This window comes from Lysinibacillus sp. GbtcB16, from assembly GCF_019091145.1.
Classification (GTDB): domain Bacteria; phylum Bacillota; class Bacilli; order Bacillales_A; family Planococcaceae; genus Lysinibacillus; species Lysinibacillus fusiformis.
Genome location: NZ_JAGXJV010000005.1, coordinates 1 through 15356, shown reverse-complemented (window position 1 = coordinate 15356; position 15356 = coordinate 1). Strand labels below are relative to the sequence as shown.

Here is a 15356-nt window from a genome sequence, read left to right as displayed (position 1 = left end):
CTTCATAGAATTTGATTGGAATGAAGCGCCCGTTTTCATTGTAATCGAAAAGGCTACCTCCACAACGAAGATAGCCTTTTCGTATTATTGAATTACACCTAATTCACGACCAACTTTCTCGTAAATACCTAACGCATCATCAAGCATTTCTTTTGTATGAGCTGCTGTTGGCATATTACGAACGCGACCTGTACCTTTAGGAACGGTTGGGAATACGATTGATTTTGCATAAACGCCTTCTTCAAATAAGCGTTTTGAAAATTCTTGTGTCAGCTTTTCATCTCCAATAATACATGGAGTAATTGGTGTTTCTGATTCACCAATATTAAAGCCAAGCTTCTCTAGTCCCGCTTTTAAATAGTTACCATTATCCCACAGCTTATCGTGAAGCTCTGTAGAATCAATTAGCATTTGTACAGCAGCTGTAATGGCGGCCACATCACCTGGTGGTAGAGCTGTTGAGAACAAGAATGGACGTGAGCGAACTTTTAACCAATCAATTAAGTTCTTCTTCCCAGCTACATAGCCACCCACGACACCAATTGCTTTGGATAGTGTACCAATTTGGAAGTCAATCTCTTTTTCTAGTCCGAAGTGCTTCACAGTTCCTTTACCTTTACCTGTTACACCTGAACCATGTGCATCATCAACATAAGTAATTAAATCAAACTCTTTGGCAATTTCTACAATTTCTGGCAATTTGGCGATATCGCCATCCATTGAGAATACACCATCCGTAATAACCATCACTTTATTGTATAATCCAGATTCTTTTGCCGCTTTTGCCTTAGCACGTAAATCATCCATATCTGAGTGATTAAACGGAATGATTTTCGCCTTTGATAAACGACAACCGTCAATAATAGAGGCATGGTTTAATTGATCCGAAAGAATTGCATCGTTTTTATCCATAACAGCAGAAATAGCTGCCATATTACAATTAAAGCCAGATTGATAAGAAATAGCTGCTTCTGTTCCTTTAAATTCAGCAAGCTTTTCCTCTAATTTAACGTGTAAGTCAAGCGTCCCGTTAATAGTACGAACAGCACCTGCTCCAACACCGTATTTTTCAATCGTTTCTTTGGCAATACGCTTTAATTCTTCATTAGTTGCTAGGCCTAGATAATTGTTAGAAGATAAGTTAACAAGATTTTTGCCACGTACCTGAATAATCGGGCCATTTGCACCCTCTACTGGATCAATTTCATTGTATAAGCCTTGTTCATGTAAGGCTTGTAGGTTTTCGTCTAAAAATGTATTCAATACTTTTGACAAGCGTATCATCCTTTCCTAGGAAAACAGTTCTAGCTCCTAGTTTAGCACAAGCAAGCCTTTAGCTAAATTATTTTGTTAATCTTTCGAATAATGACGCTGTTTTTTCTCGCCATAAAGAGGCGGATAGGCAATGATCCAATAAACGTCGCACTGTATATTCTGCTTCTGCATAACGCTTTGAATAGCCCATCGCATCTTGCATGGCTTCTTTATAGCGCGCTCGTACTTCCGCTATTGCTAATTCCGCCTCTTCCGTAAGCGCACAATGTTGCCCAATATCAAATATCTTATCGCCTAATCGACCATCCTGTGGATCAAAAATATGAGGTTCCGTACTATCAAAAATACAGAAATTTAGTTCTGGGATAATGACCATATCGACAGATCCTGCATCTAAGCCACACCATACAATTTGGGCATCCAATCCTCTTGCATTCGCCTCATCTGCTAAGCCTTTCATCAAGGAGGATTTGCCCGTACCCGGTTTGCCTTTAATCATTAATCTTGTCGATATATTTTTTGTGATGCTTTCAACTGTATTTTCTGCCCCTCTAGGCGTTAACGTTCCAAGTAAACGATGTGTTCGTTCACCCGTTTTATTTAAAACTATAGATTGGAAGACTTCCAATTTTAAATTTTCCACCTGTTCATTTAATGCCTGCCAATTCATGCAGCTTTGCGTCACAACCTCCCAATCATCGTGGAGTTTGATAGCATGATTTAGCTTGGCAATACATTTATCACGCCAAGCTGTACGTTCCTGTACTGCATTTGCCAGTTGCTCTCCAATTTTCTCAAGCTGGGCATCCTCCAAGCAATCATAAAAAGACATAACACGATGTTTCGTCCCAAGCAATGTTGGCTCAATATCCCATTCTGATGCCCAGACATACAGTCTATTACAACCCTTTACATAAACAGCCTCGACTACTTCCTCTAATAATGCGTGCTTAAACCATTCGACAGCAAAGCCTTGTTTAACATAAAAATAACCCAGCTCCTTCAACAGCTCTGATCCTTTAGATGTAGAGGCACCTTGTAAAAAATAAACTAACTCCGCTTCCTCCATCATTTCTTTATATAAATGTTTCACACCTTGCCCAGTCAATGCGTGTCCAAAATAATACGTCACATTTCCGTTCAAATGTCGTTCCTCCTTTTGTTTCTGCCTTGCATTATATGAAGGAACACTAAAAAAGATGAAAAGCTACCCCTATCCTTAACAGATAAAAGTAGCTTTATAGTTTAATAAAAAGGCTTCATGTCTTCTATATGGCCAATACATTTCATTAATACTTTGCGGCAATAAGGTAATGAATATTGCACAATATATCCTGAAGTTAATGCAATTAATACTGTTCCCACTCCAACTGGCCCACCTAGTAGCCACCCTACAATGGTCACTAGAACTTCAATACCCATTCTGGCAGTTTTAATAGATCCGCCAAATTTTTCGACGAGTATCATCATTAATGTATCACGAGGGCCTGCTCCCATATTTGGAGCAATATACATACCACAGCCAAAGCTTAAAACAAATAAACCAATAATAAAATATGTAATTTGTAGACCATATACATCTGTTGAAGGCAATAACCAGTTAAATACATCGATGAATGAACCGATTAGTAGCATGTTCAGCCATGTACCAATTTTGGGCCATGTTTGTAAAACAATCGATGTTGATGCGACAATAAAAAGACCTGTTAATATAGACCATGTACCAATCGTTAATCCGAAGTTTTGAAATAATCCTACATGCAAGACATCCCAAGGACTTGTTCCAACTATTTTCCCTTTAATGGACATCGTAATACCCAGTGACATCACAATCAAGCCACCAATAAAAAATGTCCAGCGCCACCCCATTATTTTGCGCATTCCCTATCCCTCTCTTTATGTTTGATAATGCTCTTACTGTATCATATTTTCTGCAAATAACGTGAAAACGTGCTTATGAATGGAATGATAAATGACCGTATTCTGTGAAAATAAAAAACTACCCGATTTTACTAATGGGTAGTTGTAATTGGCGCAAGCTGGGCCTTTGTAATATTCTTCAAATCATTAAGTTGAACATGAATTTGCATGCCTATTTTCCCTGCACTTACAATAATACTGCCTTGTTCTTGAGCAGTTTCATCGATGACCGTAGGATATAATTTTTTCATGCCTACTGGCGAGCATCCACCACGGACATATCCTGTATAACTAAGTAAATCTTTTACAGGTAGCATATCAATCTTCTTTTCTCCAACTACCTTTGCGGCAGCCTTTAAATCCAGCTCCTCAGCCACTGGAATAACAAATACAAAGAGCTTTTGGGCACTTGCCTTTGCTACTAATGTTTTAAAAACACGAGCAACCGGCTGACCAATTTTTTCGGCAACAGACACACCATCCACTTGACCGTCGCCAATTTCATACTCAATCACATCGAATTGGATTTTTTGCTGCTCTAATAATCTTATCGCATTTGTTTTGGCATGCTTTGCCTTCGCCATAACCGTAATCTCCTATCTACAACATTAGGCTATCAAAGAGAACATAGAATCATTACCTGGATGATAGCCATTTTTCGTCATTTGAACATGTGCTGCATACTTTTCAGTTGCCTGTTTGAAGGCTCTCAATTTGAAAGCAGCATCATGGCTCTTACCGAAAATTGTATCTGCAAATGGGTCCAATTTCAATTCCTTCGAGAAACGTTCAGGAACCTTTACTGTAGTCACCTCATTGTCAAAAGGTTGGTTCTGCTCATCTATTGCCTCAACGGTAGAGTTGGCTTCATGTAAAATATGCTGAATTTGAGCATCCACGTTTTCTGCTAAACGTATATCTTGAGCAGAAGGCTTTGACGGTGATAATGCTGCATTTCGCACCTGCTCTAAAACCTGTAATGTGTCATTCATATCTGGATTATTTACAACAGGTGATCCGTCATGATGACCACTTGCCCATTTATAAGCTTGCTCATGTGCATGAACATTCTTTGAAGTTTGCTGTAAATCTTCCATAATGGCCTGCTGTTGGGGTGTTACTACTTCCGCATCTTCCTGTTGTTGCTCATATAAATCTTGATCTGTGCGTCCTAATAGTAGATTTTCAAGCTCAAGCAATAAAGGATTTTTTTTTGGTTGAAAATACATTGCATTTTTTCGATATGCATCTCCCGCTTCTTTACGCTGCAAGAACTTTTTTCGATTAAATGGTGATGATAATCTCTCTTGCTCCATTGAATTATATATTTTCATAGTTTTCACCTCATCCTTCTATGTTCATATGCTATTTTGTTACTAGATATGAACATTTTTTATCACTATATCTATTCCTTCGAAACAGCTTCTGTACTCTTATTATCGGAATTTTCATTATTAAATTCAAGCATAAATGACTACTAACCACCTAAAGGGGTAGAGATTAATATCATTTTTAGATATAAATACCTAATCCCAAAGAATATATGCCTCAGTCCTTTAGTACTTTCATTTCGATTTCAATAAAAATTACTACCATTCGCACGAAATAAATAGTGTTAATAAATAAAAAAACAGCCTCTATATAAACCGGCTGCTTTCTTATTTTTTCGGTGTAATCAATAGGCACTTATAAGCTAAATAACCGAGCCATGCACCAATAGTATTTAAAATTAAATCATCAATATCCGCAGATCCTACTGTAAAAATAAATTGGATCGTTTCCACACTAAGGCTGGCAAAAAAGCCTAAGCAAAGTATAACGCCTGCTTTGCGGAATTTCTTCGATAGTAATGGCAGTAAAAAGCCCATAGGGGTGAAAATTAATAAATTACCAAGTAAGTTAATAATTATCGTATCCCAATTAAAATATTGAGAGTAGTTTATATAACGGAAAATCGTTTCAAAGGGGATAAAATTAGTAGTTAATCGCCAACTACTGTAATCAAACAGCCCTAAGTCACCGACGGAATAATCACCTTCCCATAACACAACGACTACATTAACTAAACGATCGATGACCAATTTATAAAAAGCCAAGCAAGAATAGATGCTAAATAACGTCCAACCCACTATTTTTATTGGTAAATAATATGTATCAATAACATCTCGGTATGGTAATGGGAGCTTGGCATTACCTTGAACATCCGTTATGTTGTTTTTTGACATGCTAAACACCCGCTTCCCTTTATTCCTTCCCATATTTTAATATGCTCCTTAAGACCATGCAAGTAGCTGTTAACTATTTATCGACTAAAAAGACTGCCTCCTGACAGAGAGACAGCCTTCCCATAAGTATTTATACTGGATTTACCCCATGCTTACGTTGTGAGAAAAGTAAGTATTTTGACATGTAAAGCTCTAAACGATTTTCAAGCACCTTCCGTAAATCATTTGGCTCAATGACATCATCTATAATTAATTCTGATGCTAATCGATACACATCAATCTCTTCTTGGTACTCTTTTCGTTTTTCAGCTATAAAGCTTGCTTGCTCCTCTTTCGGAAGCTCGGCAATTTTATTTGCATAAACTGCATTGACTGCAGCTTCTGGACCCATTACTGCAATTTGAGCATTTGATAATGCGATACAGCAGTCTGGCTCAAAGGCAGGACCAGCCATGGCATATAAGCCAGCACCATATGCTTTACGAACAATAACCGTTAGCTTTGGAACAGTTGCTTCACTCATAGCAAAGATCATTTTTGCGCCATGACGGATAATACCAGCTTTTTCGACCTGTGTGCCGATCATAAAGCCTGGGACGTCCGCCAAGAATAGAAGCGGTATATTGAAAGCATCACAAAGAGAGATGAACTTGGCCGCTTTATCTGCAGAATCGTGGAATAATACGCCTCCCTTAACGCGCGGTTGATTCGCGATAATCCCTACTGATTGCCCCTTAATACGTACAAGACCAGTAATTAATTCCGGTGCAAATAATTTCTTCACTTCACAAAACGAATCTTCATCAATAATACGTTCAATTAACTTATACATATCAAAAGGAACGTTTTGGTTTTGTGGTATCAATTCCTCAATCGATTTATCGAATGTAGCTGGTGGTTTAGGTGCCTCTACTTTGCTACGTTCTGCATAGTTATTAGGGAAATAGCCTAAATATTTACGAGCATAGGCAATGGCCTCTTGTTCTGTTTTGGCTAGCACATCTCCACAGCCGGAAACTGAACAGTGCATTTTTGCGCCACCCATTGTTTCTAAATCTACTTTCTCTCCAATAACCATTTCAGCCATACGAGGAGATCCTAAATACATAGATGCGTTCCCTTCAACCATGACAACGATATCACAAAATGCAGGGATGTAGGCACCACCTGCCGCAGACGGTCCGAATAGTAGACAAATTTGTGGTACTTTACCTGATAACTTGACTTGATTGTAGAAAATGCGACCCGCTCCTCTTCTACCTGGGAACATTTCTAGCTGATCTGTAATACGTGCACCTGCTGAATCAACTAAATATAGTAACGGACAGTTAAGTTTTTCTGCAGTTTCTTGAATACGAATCATCTTTTCAACCGTACGTTTTCCCCATGACCCTGCTTTAATCGTTGAGTCATTCGCTAAAACACAAACGGTACGACCATGAATTTTACCAATCCCTGTAACAACACCATCAGCAGGTAAATCGCCTGCCAAACAGTTTGCATAAAGGCCATCCTCTGATTGAAGACCATCATCTAATAATAATTCAAGACGTTCACGTACAAATAGCTTCCCTTGCTGTGCATTTTTGTCATGATATTTTGGTAAACCACCAGAAAGAATTTTATCTTTCATTGTAGGTGGCGTGTTTTCTGTTGAAATATTGCTCATGTTTTATTCCTCCCTTTGCCCATTCAATTACGCCAAATTATTTTTTTAGCGCCCCTATTCCCCTTTGCCAATGCGCCAAAAAATCAATGAGAATGCGCTTAGATTTCCGTCAGTGTGATTAATCTGATTGGATTCTCTTCTTTATTTTCCTGAATAATGTGGTGCTCGCTTCTCTTGGAAGGCTAGTAGTCCCTCTAATCGGTCCTCTGTAGGGATCAGTGCACTATATGCAAGTGATTCAATTTTTAAACCGGTAGCTAAATCTACCTCAACACCCTGATTCATAGCCACTTTAGCCTGTACTAACGATAATGGTGCATTTTTTGCCATTTCTAGAGCAAGCTGCTGTGCCCTTTCCATTACCTCATGTGTCTCATGAATATATTCAACGATGCCATAATTTTTAGCCTCCTCAGCATTTAAGCGACGCGCTGTATAAATTAATTCCTTTGCCTTCCCAAGACCAATTAGTCGCGGAAGTCGTTGCGTTCCTCCTGCCCCTGGAATAATGCCGAGAGAGGTTTCAGTGAGACCTAACTTAACATGTGCTGCTGCGACACGTAAATCGCAAGCTAAAGCTAATTCTAGACCGCCACCAAAGGCTACTCCATTTAGCACAGCAATGACAGGTTGAGCGAGTGTCTCCACTTTTGCCACTGTGGCACCAATCAACTGCACGATTTGCTTCACTTGTCGATCGGACATACCTTTACGTTCTTTTAAATCAGCACCAGCACAGAATGCTTTTTCTCCAGCACCTGTTAGTAAGACTACTCGCACTGTCGGATCTCCGTTGATTTGATCCAGCGTATCAGATAACTCTCGCAGTAACTGTACAGACATCGCGTTCGCAGCCTCTGGTCTTAAAAGGGTAATAAGTCCAATACTTCCCTCTAGTAATTCAAAGCGAACAAGTTGAGTCATAATGGATTCGCACTCCTTTCATTACGGACAATCGCCATTTGTTTTGAAGCTACAGCTTTGCCTAATTTCTGTTCAATAAAGAGTGCAGCCTCTACTATTTTTTGTCGATCTACACCAGTTTGAATGCCCATTTCATCAAATAAATATAATAAATCTTCGGTAGCTACATTACCTGAAGCCCCTTTAGCATATGGACAGCCCCCTAAACCACCAAGCGCACTATCAAATTTGGTTAAACCCATCTCTAAAGATTTCATAATGTTAGCCAGCGCCGTGCCACGTGTATCATGGAAATGCATAGCAAAATTATTTGCGGAATATCTTTTTAATAGTTCCTCTAAAAGAAGCTCAACTTGAGTTGGTACACCCACGCCAATCGTGTCACCAAGTGAGATCTCTGTTACACCTATTTCCAATAATTTATCTGTAACACCCAGTACTTTATCAGGATGTATATATCCTTCATAGGGACAGCCAAGAACTGTGGAGATATAGCCTCGAACCTTTTTCTTTGACGCCTTAGCTCCTAATACTACTTCCTCTAAAATAGGAAATGTTTCGTCTATGGTTTTGTTAATATTACTTTGGTTATGACTTTCACTAGCAGACATAAATATACTTACTTCATCTACTCCAGCCTGTAACGCCCTTTCTAGGCCACGCATATTAGGTACAAGTGCTGCATAAGTAATATCCTTGTTCCTTTTAATGGCTTGAAGAACCTCAACCGCATCCGCCAACTGTGGAATCCATTTCGGATGTACAAATGAAGTCACCTCGATGTAATTTAATCCAGTTTGGCTTAACAAATTCACTAATTGTATTTTATCTGCTGTTGTAATATGTGTTTTTTCATTTTGTAAACCATCACGGGGACCGACTTCTTTCATTACGACATGCTTAGGTAGCTGCATTAAGAGGCCTCCTCTTATTCAATTTCTAAAATATCATCATCAACGTTAATGAAATCTCCTTCATTGGCGATAATTTTTGTTACCACACCATCTTCCTCTGCTGCAATCGGAATTTCCATTTTCATTGATTCTAAAATAGCTACATCTTGACCTGCCGTTACTTTCTCACCTTCTGCTACGACGATTTTCCATACTGTACCTGCCATGCTTGCTTTTACTGTTGCCATAATCAGTCACTCCTACTTTTAAATTAATTATGCATTCGCCCTCTCTATGAAGCGCGAATGCTCTTCAATACTTACTTTGACTCTGCCAATTGTGGTAAATAAAATTGTTCGACAAATTTTGTAGTCGTATAGCCTTTTAAAAACTGTTCATGTGTAACAGTTTTTAGCAGCATCGGAATATTCGTTTGAATACCCTCCACTTTATATGCTTTCAGTGCTTGGATTAATCTTTCACAGGCAATGTCCCTTGTTTCTCCCCACACTACTAATTTACTGATCATTGGATCATAAAATGGTGTAACTGCTGAACCTGCCTCTACACCACACTCATGTCGAACTCCTTCGCCTGTTGGTAATTCTAGAGCTGTTATCGTACCAGGAGACGGGAAAAATGTAGAAGGGTTTTCAGCGTATATACGCACTTCAATCGCATGACCCTGTTTCGTAATACTTTCTTTTGTAAATGAAAGGGGTTGCTGTGCAGCGATTTTTAATTGCTCCTCTACTAAATCAAGTTTCGTAATTTCCTCTGTCACAGGATGCTCTACTTGTAATCTTGTATTCATTTCTAAGAAATAAAAGTTTTGATCCTCATCTACCAAATACTCAATCGTTCCAGCATTGATATAGCCAATATGCTTCGCCGCTTTCACTGACGCTTCTAGCATCTTATCTCTTGTCTCCTGTGAAATGAATGGTGATGGTGCTTCTTCTACTACTTTTTGATTTCTTCGTTGGATCGAACATTCACGTTCAAATAACGGAACCACATTGCCTTGATGATCGGCAATAATTTGTACTTCAACATGGTGAGGGTTAGCAATAAATCTCTCCATGTACATCGTGCCATCCCCGAAAAATGACTGTGCACGTTTTTGATTTCCCTCAAATGCTTTTGCTAGTTCCTCTGCATTTTCAACAAGTTGCATACCGATACCGCCACCGCCTGCCGATGCCTTTAACATAATTGGATAGCCTAAACGTTCAGCGATTTCAGTAGCTTCTTCTGCATCCTTTACAGGTGTCTCTACACCCTCTACAATGGGAACACCTGCAGCTTTCATTGTTTTACGTGCCTCTAATTTACTTCCCATTGATGCAATAACATCAGCACTTGGTCCAATAAAAATTAAACCTTCCTCTTCACAGCGCTTTGCAAACTCTGCATGTTCTGATAGTAGTCCATAGCCAGGATGAACAGCCTCGACGCCATTTTCTAGTGCAATTTCTAGAATACGTTCTATATTTAAATAGCTTTGTGCTACAGGTGGTTTCCCTACACAATACGCCTCATCTGCATCCTTCACATGTAAGCTTTCAGCATCTGCCTCAGAATAAATAGCAACCGTATGAATATTTAGGCGCCTGCATGTTCTGATAATACGTCTAGCAATCTCCCCACGATTTGCAATTAATACTTTATTGAACATATTTACTGCCCCTCCTTATCTGACGGTCATGACAAAATCTTCTCGTAATTTATATTTTTGAACCTTCCCTGAAGCAGTCATTGGATAATGATCGATAAAGAAAATATGTTTTGGGATTTTATGTCTAGAGATTTTATCCCGACAATATTCTCGAATCTCCTCTTCTGTTGCCTGCTCACCTTCTCTTAATATAATCCAAGCTGCCGCTTCCTCCCCATACACAGGATCAGGAACCCCAGCAACCTGAACATCTGATATCTTCGGATGTGTATAAAGAAACTCTTCCATTTCACGAGGATATAAATTTTCACCACCGCGAATAATCATATCTTTTAAACGACCCGTTACACGGACATAGCCCGCTTCATCCATCGTTGCCAAATCACCCGTATGCAGCCAGCCATCTTGATCAATGGCAAGATCGGTTTCTTCTTGGTTTTTATAGTAGCCTTTCATTACATGGTAGCCTCTTGTACATAGCTCGCCTTGTTCATTTGTAGGTGCTTCCTCGTTTGTCCCAGGAACTACAATTTTCGCCTCTAAGTTTGGTAAGGCACGGCCAACCGTCTCCACCTTTAACGCTAACGGGTCATCAGTTCTCGTTTGCGTAATAACTGGGGATGATTCTGTTTGACCATAGCAAATCGTAATATCTGTCATACCCATTTTCTCAATGACTGCTTTCATTACCTCTATCGGACAATTAGAGCCCGCCATGACTCCTGTCCGTAGAGTTGAAAGATTGAAAGACTCAAAATTCGGTAAATTAAGTTCACTAATGAACATCGTTGGTACGCCATGTAATGCTGTGCACTTTTCTTGCTGAACCGTCCTTAGCACCTCTTCAGGTGAAAATTCTTGTACTGGCACCATCGTTCCACCACTAGTTGTAATTGCTAATGTTCCGATAACACAGCCAAAACAATGGAAAAATGGAACAGGTATGCAGAGGCGATCCTCTGCTGTTAACCGCATACACTCTGCAATGTTGACCGCATTGTTCACTAAGTTAAAATGTGTAAGCATCACACCTTTAGGAAAACCTGTTGTACCAGACGTATATTGAATATTAATCACATCATCATAATGAAGAGATTGCTCTCTTTGTTCTAATTGTTCCTCGGTCACCTGATCAGACGCTGCTACTACATCGGACCAATTTAATACACCGGGATACTTAGTCTCGCCGATTAAAATAACATTTTTTAATAAAGGTAGTCGCTTTGATTGCAAATTACCTGGTTCACAATGTTCAAGCTCCGGACATAACTCTTGAAGTGTATGGATAAAAGAATGGTCTCGATAATTTTCAATTAAAAATATCGTTTTGGCATCAGACTGCTTTAATAGATACTCCAATTCACTAGCTCGATAATTAGTGTTTACCGTAACGATTGGAGCTCCCATTTTCCCTGTACCAAATTGAAGCTGTACCCACTCAGGAACATTGGTCGTCCATACAGCAATATGGTCTCCTTTTTCAATTCCTAAAGCCATTAAGCCCCTTGCTACCAATCGCGCTTGACAATTTAGTTGCTCATAAGTCATTCGTAAATTTCTATCAGCATAGACCAAAGCCTCGTTCTGCGGGTACTTTTTAGATTGTTCATCTAGCAATTGACCAATTGTTTGATACACAAGTTCTGCCATGAAGATCCCCCTTGTTTATGCTATTAAACTTCTTTCAGCAATGAGATGAATGCGGATTTAAGCTACTTTTCAGCAGGTGTCTCGGTATCAGAAAGAAGTGCTCTATACAGCACAAAGCTGCTCCCGGACACAATGTGTTGAAAATCATTAACAGCCAATTAAACGAGAAATAACAAGACGCTGAATTTCAGATGTTCCTTCACCAATTTCCATTAATTTAATATCACGTAAATGACGTTCTACATCGTATTCTTTCATATATCCAGAACCTCCATGAATTTGAATGGCTTGATTACATGTACGGAAGCCCATTTCAGAAGCAAATAATTTAGCCATTGCCGCTTCTTTACCAAATGGTTTCTTTTGATCTTTTAGCCATGCTGCTTTATGTACAAGCGTACGAGCAAGCTCTATTTCCATCGCCATATCTGCTAATTTAAATTGGATCGCCTGTAGCTTCGAAATAGGTGCACCAAATTGCTCGCGTTCTTTTGCGAACTTCAGTGCCTTCTCATAAGCGGCCTGTGCAATACCGACAGAAAGAGCTGCAATTGAAATACGACCGCCATCTAAAGTGTTTAAAAACTGGCTAAAGCCTCGCTTTTCATCGCCTAATAGATTGGATCGAGGAACGCGAACATTTTGTAAAACAATCTCACATGTATTAGAACCTCGGACACCCATTTTGTCATAGTTACAATTAATCGTTACACCTGGAGTATTCGTTGGCACAATAATAGAAGAAATAATCTTTTTACCATCCTCACGTTTACCCGTTACAGCAGTTACAATAATTTGTCGAGCGTATCCTGCATTGGTAATCCAGCATTTTTCTCCATTAATAACGTAATCATCTCCATCAATGACTGCCGTAGTGCGTGTACCGCCTGCATCTGAACCTGCATTAGGCTCTGTTAAACCGAATGATCCTAATGTCTCACCCTTTGCCAATGGAACAAGAAATTCTTGCTTTTGCTCCTCCGTACCAAAGTTGTAAATTGGCGAAGCTCCTAAGCTAACAGCAGCTGCATAACTTAAGCCTGTGCCCCCACATGCACGGCCAATTTCCTCTACAGCTAAAGCGTAGGACACCGTATCACCACCTGACCCACCATATTCTTCAGGAAATGGGATACCCAACAAGCCTAGTTCTGCCATCTTTTTAAAGCTCTCTATTCTCATCGTCGATGTCTCATCAACCTCACGAGCATACGGTTTAATCTCTTTCTCAGCAAAATCACGTACCATGTCTCGAATCATCACTTGCTCTTTTGTTAATTCAAAATTCATCTCTAATCCCCCTAATGTCAAATTTGCCATAGTAGATTTAGCTCAAAGATAATTTACTTCAAGTAAATACCGACTAGTCGGTTTGTAAAAGCAAATAATAAAACCAGTGTTTTCTACTGGCTACCCCTTTATCATAAATTGCTTTGCTTCATCCATTGCTTGTTCTGTCACAATCGCACGCAATACCATGTCGGTAAAAACATCTGTAATTTGCTCCATTGTTAATGGCCCAGATTGCTTAAACCATTTATATGTCCAGTTAATCATCCCCACAATCGCCATCGTAACAATGGTACAAGGCAATTCTGTACGAAAAACCTTCGTTTCTTGGCCTTCTGCTATCACTTTTTGTAAGATGTCCCGATAATGATCTCGTTTTTTATGAATGATTTCACTATACTCCTCTGAGAGTGAACGACTTTCTTCATAAAAAATTGTAATATGTGCTTGATACATATCAAATACTTGTGTCAGCGTTTGTAGCATCGCACATAACCGTGGAATGGGCGTGTCGTATTTGTCATATGCATCCTGTGATTGTTGAATAACATACGAAATAAAGACATCATGAATTTCATACAGCAATTCATCTTTTGATTTAAAATTATGATAAAATCCACCCTTTGATGCCCCTATATATTCAACGATACGATCAACAGTTACATTGTGATAACCATCCTGCTGAAACAGCTCAACTGAAGCGTCTACAATTCTTTGCTTTAATGTTTTCTTTACCATAGGCCCTATCATCCTTCATCTAGCTCTATACTCCATCACTCCTTATAATCAGGAAAAACTTCTTTTATAAAAGCATTCTATTTTTTCCTAATTATAAAAATACTATGACAATATAAATATAGCATTCTCAAAATTTGGTGTCTAGCAACAAATAGATTTTTCCTTTTAATACGAGCATAAAAATAACATTAAACAGAATTTAAAGAATCACAAACACATACATACCTTATGTTATGCCACTCGTCTTCATGACATTTTTTAAACTTTGCTTTTCTCTTTACATCATCAAACCATTTTTCACTGCTGTTCAAGAAACCACTTATAATCTCAAATTAAATGGCAATACCCTTAACTTACTGTTTATTCTTAAATTATACGAAAGAAGAGATTTAAATTTGCAAAGATACACTGTAATTAACGAACACATTTTAATTACCCTAACCCTATCGTTTTAAAAAAAGGACAAGAAGTATTGTAAGGAAAAGAATACACTCAATTGGATTTTTTATAAAATCATTGTTACAAATCCAGAAGGATGGATTCAGAAGCAAATTTTAACTACCCGAAATAACCTTTACTAGTCCCCGCCTCCTTAATTGTGCTAAAAAGAATCTGAATGATAGGACCTATACATAGAAAAAGTTTCTATGTTTGGGTGTTTCCTTACTAATAGTTGCAATAAAAAAACAGTCAGCACACAGCTGACTGTTTTTGTTGCCTAGCGACGTCCTACTCTCACAGGGGGAAGCCCCCAACTACCATCGGCGCTAAAGAGCTTAACTTCCGTGTTCGGTATGGGAACGGGTGTGACCTCTTTGCCATCATCACTAGACTATTTTTGGTTTCCAATATACATCGCATTTCTTCGTCAGCTTCTGTCGTTCAGTCAGTCACGTACTTGAGTACGCTCCTTCCCTCTCTCCATTGCTTTCTCGAACTACTCGTATCTTGAAACCCTTTATAAAAGAAATTATTCTTTCAAAACTGGATAAACGGTTCATTGAAGGTTCCAAACATTTTTGGTTAAGTCCTCGATCGATTAGTATTCGTCAGCTCCATGTGTCACCACACTTCCACCTCGAACCTATCTACCT

At 38.9% G+C, this 15356-nt stretch carries 14 protein-coding genes and 1 rRNA gene; all 15 read right to left on the bottom strand.

From position 1 onward, the window contains the following. Nucleotides 1-84: 84 nt before the first annotated feature. Nucleotides 85-1284, bottom strand: a complete 1200-nt coding sequence (locus tag KVT27_RS17205) for a glycine C-acetyltransferase (RefSeq protein ID WP_217581665.1) — start codon at nucleotides 1282-1284, stop codon at nucleotides 85-87. Between the two features lie 58 nt (nucleotides 1285-1342). Beyond that, the gene (locus KVT27_RS17200) at nucleotides 1343-2419 is read right to left on the bottom strand and encodes a nucleotide kinase (protein ID WP_036122830.1); all 1077 of its coding nucleotides are present in this window, start codon (nucleotides 2417-2419) and stop codon (nucleotides 1343-1345) included. A 101-nt stretch (nucleotides 2420-2520) separates the two neighbouring features. After that, nucleotides 2521-3156 carry a YczE/YyaS/YitT family protein gene (locus KVT27_RS17195; protein ID WP_036122828.1) on the bottom strand — a complete coding sequence of 212 codons (636 nt, stop codon included), beginning with the start codon at nucleotides 3154-3156 and terminating at the stop codon, nucleotides 2521-2523. A 131-nt stretch (nucleotides 3157-3287) separates the two neighbouring features. Next, on the bottom strand, nucleotides 3288-3779 hold the full coding sequence (ybaK, locus tag KVT27_RS17190; protein ID WP_036145180.1) for a Cys-tRNA(Pro) deacylase: 492 nt from the start codon (nucleotides 3777-3779) through the stop codon (nucleotides 3288-3290). Between the two features lie 24 nt (nucleotides 3780-3803). Next, nucleotides 3804-4529 carry a hypothetical protein gene (locus tag KVT27_RS17185; protein WP_036122821.1) on the bottom strand — a complete coding sequence of 242 codons (726 nt, stop codon included), beginning with the start codon at nucleotides 4527-4529 and terminating at the stop codon, nucleotides 3804-3806. 324 nt (nucleotides 4530-4853) lie between these two features. Further along, nucleotides 4854-5420 carry a VanZ family protein gene (locus tag KVT27_RS17180; RefSeq protein WP_233301819.1) on the bottom strand — a complete coding sequence of 189 codons (567 nt, stop codon included), beginning with the start codon at nucleotides 5418-5420 and terminating at the stop codon, nucleotides 4854-4856. A gap of 130 nt (nucleotides 5421-5550) precedes the next feature. After that, nucleotides 5551-7089 carry an acyl-CoA carboxylase subunit beta gene (locus KVT27_RS17175; protein WP_217581664.1) on the bottom strand — a complete coding sequence of 513 codons (1539 nt, stop codon included), beginning with the start codon at nucleotides 7087-7089 and terminating at the stop codon, nucleotides 5551-5553. A gap of 141 nt (nucleotides 7090-7230) precedes the next feature. Next, on the bottom strand, nucleotides 7231-8013 hold the full coding sequence (locus KVT27_RS17170) for an enoyl-CoA hydratase (protein WP_036145176.1): 783 nt from the start codon (nucleotides 8011-8013) through the stop codon (nucleotides 7231-7233). Further along, nucleotides 8010-8927 carry a hydroxymethylglutaryl-CoA lyase gene (locus KVT27_RS17165; protein WP_217581663.1) on the bottom strand — a complete coding sequence of 306 codons (918 nt, stop codon included), beginning with the start codon at nucleotides 8925-8927 and terminating at the stop codon, nucleotides 8010-8012. The genes KVT27_RS17170 and KVT27_RS17165 overlap by 4 nt, the downstream gene beginning before the upstream one ends. Nucleotides 8928-8941: 14 nt before the next feature. Continuing rightward, on the bottom strand, nucleotides 8942-9154 hold the full coding sequence (locus tag KVT27_RS17160) for an acetyl-CoA carboxylase biotin carboxyl carrier protein subunit (protein WP_031418413.1): 213 nt from the start codon (nucleotides 9152-9154) through the stop codon (nucleotides 8942-8944). 71 nt (nucleotides 9155-9225) lie between these two features. Then, nucleotides 9226-10584 carry an acetyl-CoA carboxylase biotin carboxylase subunit gene (locus tag KVT27_RS17155; protein ID WP_036222443.1) on the bottom strand — a complete coding sequence of 453 codons (1359 nt, stop codon included), beginning with the start codon at nucleotides 10582-10584 and terminating at the stop codon, nucleotides 9226-9228. Between the two features lie 15 nt (nucleotides 10585-10599). Continuing rightward, entirely contained in the window at nucleotides 10600-12234 is a 1635-nt protein-coding gene (locus tag KVT27_RS17150) for an AMP-binding protein (RefSeq protein ID WP_217581662.1), read from the bottom strand. Between the two features lie 147 nt (nucleotides 12235-12381). Then, complete coding sequence (locus KVT27_RS17145) at nucleotides 12382-13524, bottom strand: acyl-CoA dehydrogenase (RefSeq protein WP_036122805.1); 1143 nt, start codon at nucleotides 13522-13524, stop codon at nucleotides 12382-12384. Between the two features lie 120 nt (nucleotides 13525-13644). Then, nucleotides 13645-14262, bottom strand: a complete 618-nt coding sequence (locus KVT27_RS17140; RefSeq protein ID WP_036122802.1) for a TetR/AcrR family transcriptional regulator — start codon at nucleotides 14260-14262, stop codon at nucleotides 13645-13647. Between the two features lie 716 nt (nucleotides 14263-14978). After that, nucleotides 14979-15094: ribosomal RNA gene (gene rrf, locus KVT27_RS17135) — 5S ribosomal RNA — on the bottom strand. Nucleotides 15095-15356: the final 262 nt, after the last annotated feature.